General features: G+C 46.2%; 12 protein-coding genes. 4 read left to right on the top strand and 8 right to left on the bottom strand.

The features are described from left to right. The first annotated feature begins 46 nt into the window (after positions 1 to 46). A complete protein-coding gene (locus tag M3085_RS10105) occupies positions 47 to 1,888 on the top strand; it encodes an ABC transporter ATP-binding protein (RefSeq protein WP_178255769.1) in 1,842 nt (613 codons plus the stop codon). A gap of 168 nt (positions 1,889 to 2,056) precedes the next feature. On the opposite strand, the gene M3085_RS10100 is transcribed toward M3085_RS10105, so the two are convergent. The 4 genes from M3085_RS10100 to glf are packed head-to-tail and all read right to left on the bottom strand — an operon-like array spanning position 2,057 to position 5,567. Then, on the bottom strand, positions 2,057 to 2,953 hold the full coding sequence (locus M3085_RS10100; RefSeq protein WP_191710133.1) for a glycosyltransferase family 2 protein: 897 nt from the start codon (positions 2,951 to 2,953) through the stop codon (positions 2,057 to 2,059). 9 nt (positions 2,954 to 2,962) lie between these two features. Then, positions 2,963 to 3,703 (bottom strand): lipopolysaccharide kinase InaA family protein, encoded by a 741-nt coding sequence (locus M3085_RS10095; RefSeq protein WP_249052942.1) that lies wholly within the window; start codon positions 3,701 to 3,703, stop codon positions 2,963 to 2,965. A 12-nt stretch (positions 3,704 to 3,715) separates the two neighbouring features. Beyond that, the gene (locus tag M3085_RS10090; RefSeq protein ID WP_191710132.1) at positions 3,716 to 4,432 is read right to left on the bottom strand and encodes a glycosyltransferase family 2 protein; all 717 of its coding nucleotides are present in this window, start codon (positions 4,430 to 4,432) and stop codon (positions 3,716 to 3,718) included. Between the two features lie 25 nt (positions 4,433 to 4,457). Further along, positions 4,458 to 5,567 (bottom strand): UDP-galactopyranose mutase, encoded by a 1,110-nt coding sequence (glf, locus tag M3085_RS10085; protein ID WP_249052941.1) that lies wholly within the window; start codon positions 5,565 to 5,567, stop codon positions 4,458 to 4,460. Positions 5,568 to 5,678: 111 nt separating this feature from the next. Here glf and pdxB point away from each other — a divergent pair, with 111 nt between their 5' ends. The 3 genes from pdxB (at position 5,679) to M3085_RS13860 (ending at position 9,223) form a co-directional block, all read left to right on the top strand. Continuing rightward, on the top strand, positions 5,679 to 6,689 hold the full coding sequence (gene pdxB, locus M3085_RS10080; RefSeq protein WP_249052940.1) for a 4-phosphoerythronate dehydrogenase PdxB: 1,011 nt from the start codon (positions 5,679 to 5,681) through the stop codon (positions 6,687 to 6,689). A gap of 419 nt (positions 6,690 to 7,108) precedes the next feature. Next, complete coding sequence (locus tag M3085_RS10075; RefSeq protein ID WP_249052959.1) at positions 7,109 to 9,055, top strand: glycoside hydrolase family 97 protein; 1,947 nt, start codon at positions 7,109 to 7,111, stop codon at positions 9,053 to 9,055. Between the two features lie 42 nt (positions 9,056 to 9,097). Then, positions 9,098 to 9,223: a hypothetical protein gene (locus tag M3085_RS13860; RefSeq protein ID WP_262891994.1), complete on the top strand. Its 126-nt coding sequence runs from the start codon at positions 9,098 to 9,100 to the stop codon at positions 9,221 to 9,223. A gap of 56 nt (positions 9,224 to 9,279) precedes the next feature. Here the strand turns inward: M3085_RS13860 and M3085_RS10070 are convergent, their stop codons facing one another. From M3085_RS10070 to xerD, 4 genes are all read right to left on the bottom strand, one after another. Then, the gene (locus M3085_RS10070) at positions 9,280 to 10,818 is read right to left on the bottom strand and encodes a YifB family Mg chelatase-like AAA ATPase (RefSeq protein ID WP_191710129.1); all 1,539 of its coding nucleotides are present in this window, start codon (positions 10,816 to 10,818) and stop codon (positions 9,280 to 9,282) included. A 19-nt stretch (positions 10,819 to 10,837) separates the two neighbouring features. Continuing rightward, positions 10,838 to 11,845, bottom strand: a complete 1,008-nt coding sequence (locus tag M3085_RS10065; RefSeq protein ID WP_249052939.1) for a thioredoxin-like domain-containing protein — start codon at positions 11,843 to 11,845, stop codon at positions 10,838 to 10,840. 274 nt (positions 11,846 to 12,119) lie between these two features. Continuing rightward, entirely contained in the window at positions 12,120 to 13,796 is a 1,677-nt protein-coding gene (locus M3085_RS10060; protein WP_178256561.1) for a tetratricopeptide repeat protein, read from the bottom strand. 518 nt (positions 13,797 to 14,314) lie between these two features. After that, positions 14,315 to 15,250 (bottom strand): site-specific tyrosine recombinase XerD, encoded by a 936-nt coding sequence (xerD, locus tag M3085_RS10055; protein WP_178256562.1) that lies wholly within the window; start codon positions 15,248 to 15,250, stop codon positions 14,315 to 14,317. Between the last annotated feature and the right edge of the window lie 66 nt (positions 15,251 to 15,316).

Here is a 15,316-nt window from a genome sequence, read left to right as displayed (position 1 = left end):
GATTTTGCACTATCTTTGCCGAATACAAGAAGTTACATCCTCCGTTATGAAAGAATTTTTCCAACTCATGGGGCGTTTTGTCGCGCCTTACAAAAAATATGTTTGCTGGGCTGTGGTTCTGAATCTTCTTTCGGCCATATTCAATGTATTTTCTTTTTCACTGCTGATTCCTATCCTGAACATCTTGTTTAAGACCAATGCGCAAGAGCAGGTTTATACTTACATGGAGTGGGAATGGACGGTTGATTCGCTGAAAGAAACGGCGGTCAATAACTTTTATTATTACGTTAACCAACTGATTGCTTCGTTTGGTCCTGCCACTACCCTGCTGTTCCTCGGACTGTTTCTTGCGCTGATGACGTTCCTGAAAACGGCTTGTTATTTCGGGTCGTCGGCAGTAATGATTCCCCTCCGTACGGGTATCGTGAGGGATATCCGCACGATGGTTTACTCAAAGGTAATGTATCTTCCGCTGGGTTTCTTATCGGAGGAGCGGAAAGGCGACATCATAGCCCGCATGAGCGGCGACGTTTCGGAGATAGAGAATTCGATAACCAGCTCATTAGACATGCTGCTGAAAAACCCCATCCTGATTATTTCTTATTTCACCACCTTGCTTATCATCAGTTGGCAGCTTACGCTGTTTACCATCCTCGTACTGCCTACAATGGGATGGCTGATGGGAAAGATCGGACGTAAGCTGAAGCGTCAGTCGCTTGAAGCTCAGGGAAAATGGAGCGAAACCATGTCGCAGCTTGAAGAAACCCTCGGAGGTATGCGCGTAATCAAAGCCTTTACCGCCGAAGAAAAGATGATTAACCGCTTCAACAAGTGCAGCAACGAATACCGCGACGCTACGAGCCGCGTATCTACCCGCCAGTCGATGGCTCACCCGATGAGTGAGTTTCTGGGCACGGTGCTGATTGTTTTCGTATTGTGGTTCGGCGGTTCGCTGATATTGGGCAATAACTCTTCGATAGATGCTTCTACCTTTATCTATTACATGGTTATCCTGTACAGCATCATCAACCCGCTGAAAGATTTCTCGAAAGCAAGCTATATGATTCCGCGCGGCTTGGCGTCTATGGAGCGTGTGGATAAGATATTGAAAGCGCCGAACAACATCGTAGAGAAGCAGCATCCATGCCATATATCGGAACTGAAAAGCGGCATCGATTTCAATCATATCACGTTCAGCTACAACGGGCAGCACCAAGTTTTGAACGATATTAACCTGCATATCAACAAGGGTGAAACCATCGCGCTGGTAGGACAAAGCGGTTCGGGAAAATCGACATTGGTTGATTTGCTTCCGCGCTTCCACGATGTTCAAGGTGGCGAAATTCTTATCGACGGCGTTAATATCAAAGACTTGTCTATTATGGACTTACGTTCGCTGATAGGCTATGTGAATCAGGAAGCCATCCTGTTCAACGATTCGTTCTACAACAACATTACTTTCGGTGTAGACAACGCTACGAAAGAGCAGGTCATCGAAGCGGCAAAGATAGCCAATGCACACGATTTCATCATGGAAAGCGAAGAAGGTTACGACACCAACATCGGAGACCGGGGGTGCCGTCTGTCGGGCGGACAACGCCAGCGTATTTCCATCGCCCGCGCCATCCTGAAGAATCCTGCAATCCTGATATTAGACGAGGCGACTTCTGCCCTTGACACGGAAAGCGAGCGCTTGGTACAGGAGGCACTGGAGCGGCTGATGAAAACCCGTACTACGATAGCCATCGCCCACCGCCTGTCGACCATCAAGAACGCCAATCAGATTTACGTGCTTTACGAAGGAAGAATCGTGGAACACGGCAAGCACGAGGAATTGCTCGCCAAAAACGGTTATTACAAGCGTCTGAACGATATGCAGGCGCTGTGACATCCGGAGGGAGTTTTCTGCTTCCGCACGAGGCTCAAAAATTCTATTCGGAAGAGTCGTCAGTCTTCCGAATAGAACTGCATCGTTTATCGGCATGAATTTAAAATACTAACCGTAGCATTTTGCGGCACAAACCGCAAGGAATTTTCTTGGCTCTTAAACCGCTCGTTAATACTTGCCTAACCGCTCGTTAACCCCATCGGTATAGGCTTTCCAGAATTTGGCAAGGTCGCTGAACCGATAAGCATCGGTAAAGGGGGCTGTAAGCAGAACCGTCAGCATGTAACCCAATACGGCATTGAAGCTGCGGAGGTATTTTACCGCCCAGTTACGCCCGTAACGGTGGTTCAGATAGGCTGCATTACGTACTTGGTAGAATCGTTTCCATTTCTTTTTCCGATTGCGCTCTTTCCACGTATCATTTGAAAAGAATTTTTCTTTATCCATCAGCGCATCGGGTATGTACCATATTTTATATCCTGCCAATACCGCGCGCAGGCAGTAGTCGGTATCATCGCAGAAGATAAAGAGTTCCTTGTTGGGCAGACCGATTTTCTCTACCGCTTCCCGGCGGATAAACAGTCCTTCGAAAGCTGTGCCGCATATCTCTGTGGGAGCATTTACCACCTGCTTTTTCAGTTTGTCCTGATACATGGATGCGAACGGATTGGTGAGGTTGACCTGCCGGAAATCGTTGGTGAATATCTTGCCTTCCATCAGCCGGCGCGGTGCGAGAATCCCCGCATCGGGACGGGCAGTGTGCGGAAGCAGATGTTCCAAGCAGTCGGGGCGCGGAAACACATCGTCGTCCATACACCAAATCCAGTCGGCTCCCTCCTGAAAAGCGTATCGGATACCGGTATAAAAGCCACCCGAACCGCCAACATTCTCTTGGTGAATCACACGTAAGTCCGTCTGTTCGTCCAACCACTCTTTCGTTCCGTCGGTACTGCCGTTGTTTACTACCACAATGGAATGGAGCGGTGTATTCTGCCGCAGGCAACCGATATTCCGCTTCAGCAATTCTCTCCGGTTGTATGTTACAACCACAGCTATAATCTTCATAAGCCAGTATTAATAAAGTCCGTCAATTTTTCCGGGCTGCGTGCTGCGGAATGCAACCAACAGCTTATAACACTCTTCGGCATCGAAGCCGCGCAAACGGGCATATTCGTCGGCAAAAACCCGGTGCATGTGGGGCGTGGCGGGCAGGCGTTCCAAATTCTTGCATCCGGCACGCAGGTCGAGTTTACCTACCGAAAGGCGGTTGAGGTCTACGATTTCGATCTTGATTCCTTCGCTTGTTTTACCGAACAGAATGTTTCCGCGTCCGTAGTCCTTATGGGCATAGCCATGCTCATGAAGGATGGCTGTGGTGCGGGCAACGGCGCGTATTACATCGTCTTCGTAATCAAACTTCTGCTTAAACAGGGCTTCGTAGGTATACGGACACTCGGAGGCGTAAGTGACGTAATAGCTGCGGTCGAACAGCAAGCCTTTGCGGATATTCAGATAACCTACCGGACGGGGAGTTCCTACGCCTGCCTCCAAGAACAGTTGGGCGTGTTCATACGAACGTTTTGCTTTGGAGGGGCGAAACACTCCGTATACAAAACGATTGATGAGATTGGGCCGGTGGAATGACTTTACCACAAACGAGCGTCCGCCGTAAGTTATTTTGCGCAATTCGTTACGTCCCTTGTGAATCACGATTCCCTCTCCCCGCTCGAAACGTTCGGGAACGGACAACACGAATGATTCCAAGTCTTTACATGCGGCATGTACGACAAGTGTACGGTGATTGAACAGACTCATAACTTCCTACTATCAGATTTTATCCAGCCCTTTCGTGAACTTCAGCCAATAATACTTCAGCGGATTCTTGTATTTCAATTGTTTCCACGGACGACTTCCGTGCGGACGATGCCATACGGGGAGGTTGGCGAAAAGATAGTTTCGGAATCCTTTCTTCAACGCTTCGTGAGAGATGGTTACATCGTACCAATTCTTTGCCGGGTCTAACTGATGGAAATCGTATGTTTGCAGAAATTTCGGCGTAAGCAGCGAACAGCAGAAGCTGCAATGCTTCTTTTCCGGATATATTTTCCCTTCGTTGCCTTTCGCATGAAGGTAAGGATAATTAATCGCTCCCGTTTCGTCTACGGTCACGGCTGCGGCTATCGCACAGTCGCCTCGCTCTGCCGCACCGTTAAAGAGTGACTGAAGCGTATCTTTCTTCACGACTACGTCCGATTCGACAATCAACATTCCTGCATCGGCTGCAAGGGCCTCTTGTTGCGCCATCTGCAACACCAACAAATAGTTAGGAGAAGGATGGCTTGTTACATCCGACAAATTTATCAAACGGAAACCATAACGGCGAGAAGCCTCTTCCAGTCGCCGGGTATTTTCTTCGGTACTGAAGTCGTTATAGACGGTATAAGTAAAAGGTACGGTTACCTCCGACTGCATGATGGCTTCAATGGTTTCGAGAGTGAAATCAATCGAATCTTTTACGGGAGTTAGTACATGAAGGCATTTCATATTTTTATCAGACTAAATAAGATGATTATAAAACTTGGGCACAGAGCTGCAATGCGGCAGCCACGGTATCGTCCATGTCGGCATAAGTATATTGTCCCAACCGTCCTCCGAACAACACATTCTCTTTCTTCGCTGCCAGTCTCTGATATTCGGCAAACATGGCAGAGTTACGTTCGTCGTTTACCGGATAATAAGGCTCTTTACCAGCCTCGAATGAATCAGGATATTCGTAGGTAATGACGGTTGTAGGCTGCGTACCGTACTCAAAATGTTTGTGCTCAATTATTCGCGTATAAGGAACACTACCTTCCGTATAATTCACCACGGCATTTCCCTGAAAGTCTTCTATCTCCAGACGTTTATGGTCAAAACGCAAACTGCGGTATTCCAAGCATCCGCACTGATAGTCGAAGAATTCGTCAATACATCCGGTAAATAAAATTTTGTCTGCCAAAGCATCCAACTCGTCGCGATGTTCGAAGTAGTTTGTGTCAAGCCTAACTTCTGTACCTTCCAGCAGCCGGTCAATCAACACATTATATCCTCCTTTCGGGATTCCTTGATAACCGTCGTTAAAGTAGTTATTATCGAAAATAAAACGGAACGGAACACGCTTGATGATAAAAGCCGGCAATTCCGTTGCAGAACGTCCCCACTGCTTTTCGGTATATCCCTTTATCAGTGTATGGTAAATATCTTCTCCGCAGAGTTTCAAAGCCTGCTCTTCCAGATTGGCGGGCTCGGAGATAGCATCGTATTTCCGGCGTTGTTCGGCTATCTTGGCTTTCGCTTCAGCCGGCGTCTTTACTCCCCAAAGCTGATAAAACGTATTCATGTTGAAAGGAAGGTTATATAACTTTCCCTCGAAACAAGCTAACGGCGAATTGGTATAACGATTAAATTCTACAAACCGATTTACGTAGTCCCATACTTCCTTATTGTCTGTATGGAAAATATGCGCGCCATACTTATGTACATGAATGCCGTCTACGTCTTCGCAGTAGATGTTTCCTCCCCGATGATTACGTTTATCAATCACCAAACAATGCTTTCCGGCACGCTTGGCTTCATGAGCGAATACTGCTCCGAAAAGCCCCGCTCCCACAATCAAATAATCATATTGCTTCTTGCTCATACCGTTTTAATATCTTGAAAAGCAAAAATAGGTAAAGATTTCTATTCCCGCAATTATATTCGGCATAAAGTAGTTACCTTTGTGCCCCTTGTAAAGGAAATTGAAAAAGAAATGAAAGTTATAGTTGATAACAAAATACCTTATATCCGGGAGGTTATGCCGCACTTGGCAGACGAAGTGGTTTACTTACCGGGTGAAGCGTTTACACCAGAAGCGGTGAAAGATGCCGAGGCACTGATTATCCGCACCCGCACACACTGTAACCGGCAACTGCTGGAAGGAAGCCGGGTCCGCTTCATCGGGACGGCAACGATCGGGTTCGACCACATAGATACGAATTATTGCCGTAGCGCAGGCATTGCATGGAGTAATTGTCCGGGATGTAATGCGGGAGCAGTGGAACAGTATGTACACGCTTCGCTCTTGCTGCTGGAGCAAGAAAAACAAATTCGCTTATCGGATACGTGTTTAGGCATAATCGGCGTAGGACACGTAGGCAGCCGGATAGCAGCTATGGCACAACGATTGGGTATGCGTGTTTTACTAAACGACCCGCCCCGTGCCGACCGAGGTGAGAAAGGATTTGTTTCTTTGCAGACTTTGGAACAAGAATGCGACATTCTTACTTTTCATACACCGCTGGATAAAGAGGGTAAATATGCTACCTACCATCTTGCCGACCATTCTTTCTTTACCGGCTTGCGCCGAAAACCTTACATTATCAATACCTCGCGTGGCGAAGTTATCGATACCCGCACGTTATTAGAGGCGCTGGATAGCGGGCAAGTAAACGGTGCGATTATCGATGTGTGGGAAAACGAACCAGACATTAACCGGGAACTGCTTGATAAAGTGTTTATCGGAACGCCGCACATAGCCGGTTACTCTGCCGATGGAAAAGCCAATGCCACCCGCATGGTGCTGGAAGCCTTTTGCCGCTTTTTCAACAAGCCCGCCGATTTCCACATTCAGCCTGCCGGCACTCCGATGCTTGCTCTGTCGGATGATGAGAATACCCGCATCCTTCAGCTATATGACCCTCGCCGCGATTGCGCTGCACTACGCGCACATCCCGAACAGTTCGAACAGTTGCGGGGAAATTATCCGCTGCGCAGGGAATAGAGATACTACTTTTAAGGGCATCGGTTCAAGTAAGCCGATGCCCTTAAACTTTCACATATCAACCATCGCATTTGCGGCATCCGGCAAATAATTTTATTCCGAAACCCGTTAAGGAATAAACATCAAAACTCCCTGATTTTCCTCACAATGTGAAATATTGTGTACGAAAACGGTGCGAAATGCAAAAGAATTATAAGTAAAGAATAATAATATCTATTTTATTTGGATGTAATAAGTGTGTTTACTACATTTGTCACGTGATTTTTTTCATAGTATTAGATTTAAGGTTAACAAGGTTGGGAGAAAGCGTTCTCCCATTTTTTTTGTCCGTTCGTAAACGGTTTTATCCATCAGGTAAAAAGGTGTCTTCGGGATAAGTTTATATTTTATTGGAAATAAAACAACAGATGAAAGATATCATGAAAAAACAAGTATTATTTTGCACATTGGCATGGCTCGCTTCGCAGGCGTTCGCCCAACTGGCTACGGTTACAGGACCAGACTCTCGGCTAAAAGTTAATTTCAATCTTCAAAAAGGAACTCCCGTATATGCGGTTACCTACGACGGAAAGACGATATTGGAAGACTCTCCGCTGGGTTTCGTATCGAATATCGGCGACTTCAGTAAAAACATGTCTTTTGTTGGACAAAAAACACAAAAAATAAGCAAGACTTATACGCAAGACCGGATAAAACGCTCGGTAGTTAATTATACGGCAAACGAACTGGTACTGACTTTCCAGAATGCCGACAAAACACCGCTTGACATTGTTTTCCGGGTGAGTAACAACGATGTGGCTTTCCGTTATGAAATTCCCAAATCGGGCGAACCGGGCAGCATCGTCATCCGCGAAGAAAAAACCGGATTCGATTTCCCCTCCTCTACCACTACTTTCCTTTGTCCGCAGAGCGACGCCATGATAGGCTGGAAACGTACCAAACCGAGTTATGAAGAAGAATATACCGCCGATGCGCCGATGAATGTCCGTTCGCAATACGGCCACGGATATACATTCCCCTGCTTGTTCCGTATCGGAGATGACGGATGGGCGCTGGTCAGCGAAACGGGCGTGGACGGAAAATACTGTGCCTCTCACCTGAGCGACGCTACCCCCGACGGACGGTATACCATCGCATTCCCCCTGCCGGAAGAGAATAACGGAAACGGAACTTCGGCTCCGGGCTTGGCTTTGCCGGGAAAAACACCGTGGCGCACACTGACCGTAGGCAACAGCTTAAAACCGATTGTGGAAACCACCGTACCGTGGGACGTGGTAGAACCTCGGTTTGAAACGGAACACACTTACCGTTTCGGACGCGGGACATGGAGCTGGATTTTATGGCAAGACGGCAGTATCAATTACGATGACCAAATCCGTTACATCGACCTTGCCCATGCAATGGGATATGAATATGTATTGATAGACAACTGGTGGAATACGAATATCGGCCGCGAACGCATGGAAGAGCTTATCAAATATGCGCGCAGCAAAAACGTTTCGTTATTCCTTTGGTATAGTTCAAGCGGTTACTGGAATGACATCGAACAAGGTCCTACCAACCTGATGGACGACCCGATAGCACGCAAGCGCGAAATGAAATGGTTGCAGAAAGTTGGAGTAAAAGGTATTAAAGTGGACTTTTTCGGAGGCGACAAGCAGGAAACCATGCGGCTGTACGAGGCTATCCTAAGCGATGCCGACGACCACGGACTGATGGTTATCTTCCACGGCTGTACGCTACCGCGCGGATGGGAACGCATGTACCCCAACTACGTGGGAAGCGAGGCGGTATTGGCGTCGGAGAACCTGATTTTCAACCAACATTTCGACGATAACGAAGCGTTTAATGCCTGCCTGCATCCGTTTATCCGTAACACGGTCGGCTCAATGGAGTTTGGCGGTACGTTCTTGAACAAACGGTATAACCGGACGAACGACGGAGGTACTATCCGCCGCACTACCGATGTGTTCCAACTGGCTACGGCGGTTCTTTTCCAAAATCCGATTCAGAACTTTGCGCTTGCACCGAATAACCTGACGGACGCACCGAAGGTAGCACTCGACTTTATGAAACAAGTTCCTACCACGTGGGATGAAACCGTGTTTATCGACGGCTATCCCGGCAAATACGTTGTCCTCGCTCGCCGTCATGGAAACCGCTGGTACATTGCCGGAATCAATGCCCGGAAAGAACCACTGAAACTGACGCTTAATCTGCCCATGCTCAACAGCGGAGAAACTGTATCATTCTATTCTGACGGCAAACAGAATGTTCCGCAGCTATCGGAGCAGACCATCAAATCGCCCGAATCGGTACAAGTTACCATTCAGCCGGAAGGTGGAGCGATATGGGTTACGAAATAATGGCTGACATTTATCAGAATATATAACAACAAAACGGCTTGCATGAACCAACATAATCATGCAAGCCGTTTTGTTTATCGGACTTATTTCAATGCTAAAGACCTTGAAAAATTCTACCCGTTAGACTGCTCAACGCTATGGGAAGAACAGGTAAACACTACCGCATAAGATAGGTAACGCTAACGGTAGCGTTTTCGGGAGCATCAACAGGCAAAAACAGCCACTTATCCGGCCCAACTATCCCGGTCTAAATTCCGGTAGCTGATGGCTTCCGCCAAATGATGGGGCTGAATCTGTTCGGAAGCCTCCAAATCGGCTATCGTACGCGAAACCTTTAAGATGCGGTCGTAAGCACGGGCAGAAAGATTCAGCCGCGTCATGGCGTTGCGCAACAATTCCAAGCCTTTTGCATCGGGAGTAGCATACATATTAAGCAGGCGCGAGGTCATCTGAGCATTGCTATATATGCCTGCTTCGTTTTCAAACCGTTTCGCCTGAATCTGGCGCGCACGCATCACCCGCTCGCGGATGGCGGCACTGGATTCGCCGGGCGTACGCTCAGCCATCTTCTCGAACGGAACAGGAACAATTTCTACCTGAATGTCAATGCGGTCGAGCAGCGGACCTGAAATACGGTTCAGATAGCGCTGCACTTGGCTGGGGCTGCATACGCACCTGCGCGTGGGGTGATTGTAATACCCGCAGGGACAAGGGTTCATCGATGCCACTAATTGGAAACTTGCGGGATAATCGAGCGTATACTTGGCACGTGAGATGGTGATGTGACGGTCTTCGAGCGGCTGACGAAGCACTTCGAGCACCGCACGGTTGAACTCCGGAAACTCATCAAGAAATAATACGCCGTTATGTGCCAAACTGATTTCGCCCGGCTGGGGAGTTGTCCCCCCTCCTACCATCGCTACTTGGGATATGGTGTGGTGCGGACTGCGAAACGGACGGATGGCTATCAGTGACACATCCCGTCCCAACTTACCAGCAACGGAATGAATCTTGGTCGTCTCTAAACTTTCGCCTAAAGATAAAGGAGGAAGAATACCGGGAAGCCGTTTTGCCATCATCGACTTTCCGCTGCCCGGCGCACCAATCAGCAGAATATTATGACTTCCTGCCGCCGCCACTTCTAACGCACGCTTTACGTTTTCCTGTCCTTTCACTTCAGCAAAATCAAAAGGAAAATTTATCTGGTTCCGATAAAACTCTTCGCGGGTATTAACCACAGTGGGTTCCAAGCTGCGTACTCCGTTAAAAAAATCGATTACTTCTGTTATGTTTTCTACCCCATACACCTGAAGCCTGTCTACAACAGCCGCTTCACGAGCATTTTGTTTTGGAAGAATAAACCCTTCGAACCCTTGCTGACGGGCTGCAATGGCAATAGGCAAAGCCCCTCGTATGGGTTGCAGGTTACCGTCTAACCCAAGTTCCCCGATAATCAGATATTTGCTTAACTTATCGGCAGCCACCGTACCGGCAGCCGCCAGTATGCCGATAGCCAAAGGCAAATCGTAAGAAGACCCTTCTTTACGAATATCGGCAGGAGCCATATTGATTACTAACTGGCACGACGGAAATTTGTATCCGTTTACTTGCAAAGCGGAGATAATACGTTCGTGACTTTCTTTTACCGCAGAGTCGGGTAATCCCACCAAGAAGAATTTAATGCCGCGCGAACTGTTTACTTCGATTGTTACAATGGTTGCATCTATCCCCTGTACGGCAGCACCAAATAGTTTTATCAGCATGTTATTCAGGATATTAGTTTTAATCTTTATTTTGGGTCAGTTGCATCACTTTGTCGTAAAGTGCTTCTCCGTAAAGATTGGTACCTAAAATCTTACGGCTACGGTCTACCAGAATATTGGCAGGCAGACGCTTTATATTTTGTTGTTTGATGATTTGGTTCTCCCATCCTTTATTGTCGCATATTTCTATCCACTGTTCGCTATCGTCTTTACAGGCTGACAACCATGATTTTTCGTTGAAATCGAGCGACAAATTCAATACCCTGAATTCATCTTTGGGCAATCGTTTCACCTGTTCTGCCAGCGAATCGCGTCTTATTTTGCTAAGTTCGTTCCAGCTTGCCCAAAAATTAATCAGCGTATATCCTTCTTTCGAACTCCATGAAACATATTTACCGCTGCGGTCTTTACAAGAGAAATAGCTGACATTGGTTAATTGGGGTTCATTTTTCTGAGGAATGGTTTGCAAAACCGTGCTTAACACACGACAATCTTTTATATTTCCGCTCAACGGGTCAATCAGTCCCTTGATGCGTTCTACATCAGGGTCGGGAACTTGCACAAAGTAGCGGTCAATCAGATAAGCCGAGGCAAACGACTGGGGATGAGAACGGATAAAGTCTTCCGCCGCTTTACTCACTGCAGCCGAATCATGCTGTATGGATGCAATACGCTCACGAAACTCCTGATAATCGCGATTCGCTCCGTCGCCGCTGACTTCCGGTTGTTCAAAACTGCCTGTCAGTGTAACCCTATCGCCCTTATCGGCAAAGATAGGAATGGCTCTCCCCGCTTCGTCAACCAAACGGAACAAGTGTATTGTATCAGGAATGAGTTTATATAAGAATTTACCATCTTTCGGGTAAATGGTATCGAGTTTTACCTCCGGGTCATCGTACACGACAAGAATACGTTCCGACTTAAAGTTCTCAAGTTCACCCCGAAGTTCAAAATCCATCTTTTTTTCACACGAGGAAAAGCAAGACAAAAGTATAATCAGCGTAAGTAACGGATAAAGTTTCTTCATGAATCTCTTATTTTCTGCGAATGTACACAATTTTATCAGAACCTTTATCAGAGCCTGTCTAAATTTTCCGATGAAGTCTTTTTATCCGCCCCTTTTTGAGTTTGCTTCCGGTCTGTTTCCCTGTTTTCATCCTCGAAAACAATTCTCAAACCGCAGGCAGAGCAGAATTAAAACAAACTCTATACTTTTCTGATTTTTGTCTTATATAAAAAAGAAAGCCGGGATACCTTTACAGCATCCCGGCTTCAATATCAAAGTTTATACAAGAATCAAATTACTTGATTTCGTTTGCGTATTTAGCAAACTCGCGGTCGTTCTGAGCGCTTGCAGCCAATGCAGCGTCTTTCTGAGCCACTTTATCCATGCTTGATTTAACCAAGTCGGCGTTGTTAGTTCTTGCACCAACGATAGCCATCAGGTAGTCAGTGTAAGCATCCGGATTCTTAACTGCGCTCAGTGTGCTCTTAGCCTTGTTATAGTCTTTAGCAAGGATTTGAGCCAAAGCAGCTGAGTTAGTCTTCGTATCACCGAAAGCCTGAACAGCGCGGTCGTACTGACCTTGTTTGATGTACAGGTTACCCAATGCTTCGTTTGCAGTGTCGGCACCAGTAGATTTGCTCAAGTAAGTTTCAGCTTCAGCTACGTTACCTTTAACCAATGCGCACAAACCGAGGTTTGTATTTACTTCAGGAGCGTTAGCGTTTTTGCTTGCAGCTTGTTTGAAGTAGTTTTCAGCAGCATTCAAGTCACCGGCAGCATAAGCCATCTGACCCAAATCGTTGTAAGCACGGTAATCGTTCGGATATTTCTGGATAGTTCTCTTATAGATAGCTTCCTTACGTGCGTTGTCCTGAGTCAGGGTAGCAGCGTACAGCAATTCGTCTACGCTCAAAGAATCTTCGTTAGCATCGAATGCAGCGTTGATTTCTTCATCGCTACGGCCGATAGCATCGTAGTTAGCTGTCAAGCGTGCACGACGCAACTGCGGCAGGATTTCGTCAGCCAAAGTCTTGTAAACAGAAGAAATGTTCTTGATTTCTGTTTCACGTTGTTCGGGATCAGAATACATAGAAAGAACACGCAAAATCAAATCTTTGTCTTGGATGTTTGATTTAGAAACCAATTCTTGGAAACCGTCCCAGTCTTGAGCTGTGTAAACAGCATCAACTTCTGTTTCGATTTTACCCTTCTTCAGTTGCTGGTTCATGTATTTTTCAGTGTTGTTCTGACGGTTTTTAGCCAACTTATCGTTCAGGTCCAAACCACCATCAGGTGAAGCGTAAGCAGAAATTTCGATGTTATTCAGCTTGTAGTTCTTCGTATCGCCGGCAACAGTTACCACTTGTTTGTGGAAATCTTTCAAGCCTTCAGACTTCAATTCGCTTGCGCGGAGGTTAGCCTGCTGGATCAAGAACATAATCTGAGCTTCTTTAGCCTGCTTGATGATACGCTGGTATTTATCGGCAGCATAAGCAGCGTTAGCTGATTTTACAGTAGGAAGTTCAGAAGTAGCGATTACACCGTCTGCGATTTTTACAGAAGGAATAGTGTATTCTTTCTTTCCTTTCTTAATTTTGAAATCCAAGTAAAGTTCTGATTTAGCCATTTCAGGAATGTAATCGAAAACGGCTTTCATCGTATAAGTACCACCTGCTTTGTAAGAGATAGTCTGGTCGTTTCCTTGTACTTTTTCGCCTTGGAACATAGCGGGCTGAGCTTTAGCTTCGCCTCCGTCCCATCTCAAAACCGGCGTAACTTCAACGGTTGCGTTTTTCTTGAAATATTTTTCAGGGAATTTTCCTGTAATTGTTACAGGTACTTTACCGCCAATCGCTTCCAGAACTTCGGGGTCTGTTGTGAAGTAGTCGGCAGACAATTCGCCCATCTTGCTACAAGAAGAAAGAGCAAGGACCAACAGTGCCACTAAGGGCAAATACAACTTCTTAATCATGATTGTTAATGTTTAGGTTTATATTATAAAATTTTTTCTCAAGTTTTGGTATGCGTCTAAGTTTTGTTATTTGGGGCAAAGATAAGAAAAACTATTATAGTTGTTAAACTTTATCTCTTTTTTTTTTAAACACTCATTAAAAAAAGATTAAAACGTTTTTTCCCAGAGCTTTCTCTGTCTGATAAGCATTATAAACTGACGATTTTAACTTGCGTTTCAGGGCATCGGATCCGGAATCGGCAATCACTATATATAATAAATGTATAAGTAAACCAATCTCATGCTAATCAATTACTTCTCATGCCCTGCCTGACGGAACAAAAAACACGGCACGACAAAGTGTGAAACCTGAGTTTTTGTTGAGTTTCGGCATTGCCTGAACCCTGAAAAAACGCAAGCGGTAGAACCGGTCGGTTCTATGGGTAGCGTCAGTCAACGCTACCGCATGGAACGAGCAACACTAACGGTAGTGTTTTTCGGTATGTTCCGACAGAGAATTTCTTCCGTTGAAGCCGGTTTTACGGCTTGTTCTCATACAGTTCCCTGCTTCTTTTGTTCCTCGGATGATGTTCTATGATTTCTTCACGCAGGCGGTTGCGGTCGATGTGGGTATAAATCTCCGTAGTTCCGATGCTCTCATGTCCCAACATACACTGAATGGCACGCAAATTCGCACCGCCTTCCAACAAATGAGTGGCAAACGAATGGCGAAAGGTATGGGGGCTTATGCTTTTCTTCAGCCCGATTTGATTCGCCAGTTCCTTTATAATATGAAACACCATAATACGCGAAATGTTCTTGCCGAAGTTACTTATAAATACATAATCTTCGAATCCGGGCTTTATCACCTTTTCTCCCCGGACAAGAAAATAGTCGTTCAACTCGCTGACGGCTCGCGGAGAGATGGGCACAAGGCGTTGCTTGTTTCCCTTTCCTTCTACTTTTATGAAGCCTTCGTTCAAATATAAATCGGAAATCTTCAGATTACAGAGTTCAGACACACGCAATCCGCAGCTATACAACGTTTCCAGTATGGCACAGTTGCGCTGCCCCTCACGGCTTCCCCGGTCTATCGCCCCTATCAGGCTGTCTATCTCTTCCACGGTAAGCACATCGGGCAAGTGTTTCCCTATCTGCGGAGAATCCAACAATTCGGTGGGGTCTTGCCGGATGTAATCTTCCAGCACCAAGAACCGGTAAAACGAGCGTATGCCCGAAAGGATGCGGGCTTGGGAACGCGGATGAATGCCGATGTCATGCAAGCCTGCCGAAAACGTCTCCAGATTATCGGTCGTTACCTCGGCAAAGTCGATCCCCTCCAGCGTAAGAAAAGCAAACAGTTTGTCTAAATCCGTCAGGTAAGCCTCTACCGTATTGTCGGATAACGCTTTCTCTAATTTGAGATATTGCTTATACTTTATTATAATCTTCTGATTTTTATCCTGACTTTTCATTCTTTTTTCGTACCTTTGTCCCAAATTTTTCGACAAAAGTATTAAAAGTTCAGAAAAATATACGAT

Origin of the sequence: Bacteroides caecicola (genome assembly GCF_023337095.1) — a bacterium.
GTDB classification, from domain to species: domain Bacteria; phylum Bacteroidota; class Bacteroidia; order Bacteroidales; family Bacteroidaceae; genus Phocaeicola; species Phocaeicola gallinarum.
Note: the sequence above shows the minus strand (reverse complement) of the source record. Positions and strands in the feature narration are given on the sequence as shown.

What these genes read in the sequence shown, in the direction of transcription:
- M3085_RS10105 (WP_178255769.1), top strand. Translation starts at nt 47, where the DNA reads ATGAAAGAATTTTTCCAACTCATGGGGCGTTTTGTCGCGCCTTACAAA.
- M3085_RS10100 (WP_191710133.1), bottom strand. Translation starts at nt 2,953, where the DNA reads ATGAAGATTATAGCTGTGGTTGTAACATACAACCGGAGAGAATTGCTG.
- M3085_RS10095 (WP_249052942.1), bottom strand. Translation starts at nt 3,703, where the DNA reads ATGAGTCTGTTCAATCACCGTACACTTGTCGTACATGCCGCATGTAAA.
- M3085_RS10090 (WP_191710132.1), bottom strand. Translation starts at nt 4,432, where the DNA reads ATGAAATGCCTTCATGTACTAACTCCCGTAAAAGATTCGATTGATTTC.
- glf (WP_249052941.1), bottom strand. Translation starts at nt 5,567, where the DNA reads ATGAGCAAGAAGCAATATGATTATTTGATTGTGGGAGCGGGGCTTTTC.
- pdxB (WP_249052940.1), top strand. Translation starts at nt 5,679, where the DNA reads ATGAAAGTTATAGTTGATAACAAAATACCTTATATCCGGGAGGTTATG.
- M3085_RS10075 (WP_249052959.1), top strand. Translation starts at nt 7,109, where the DNA reads ATGAAAAAACAAGTATTATTTTGCACATTGGCATGGCTCGCTTCGCAG.
- M3085_RS13860 (WP_262891994.1), top strand. Translation starts at nt 9,098, where the DNA reads ATGAACCAACATAATCATGCAAGCCGTTTTGTTTATCGGACTTATTTC.
- M3085_RS10070 (WP_191710129.1), bottom strand. Translation starts at nt 10,818, where the DNA reads ATGCTGATAAAACTATTTGGTGCTGCCGTACAGGGGATAGATGCAACC.
- M3085_RS10065 (WP_249052939.1), bottom strand. Translation starts at nt 11,845, where the DNA reads ATGAAGAAACTTTATCCGTTACTTACGCTGATTATACTTTTGTCTTGC.
- M3085_RS10060 (WP_178256561.1), bottom strand. Translation starts at nt 13,796, where the DNA reads ATGATTAAGAAGTTGTATTTGCCCTTAGTGGCACTGTTGGTCCTTGCT.
- xerD (WP_178256562.1), bottom strand. Translation starts at nt 15,250, where the DNA reads ATGAAAAGTCAGGATAAAAATCAGAAGATTATAATAAAGTATAAGCAA.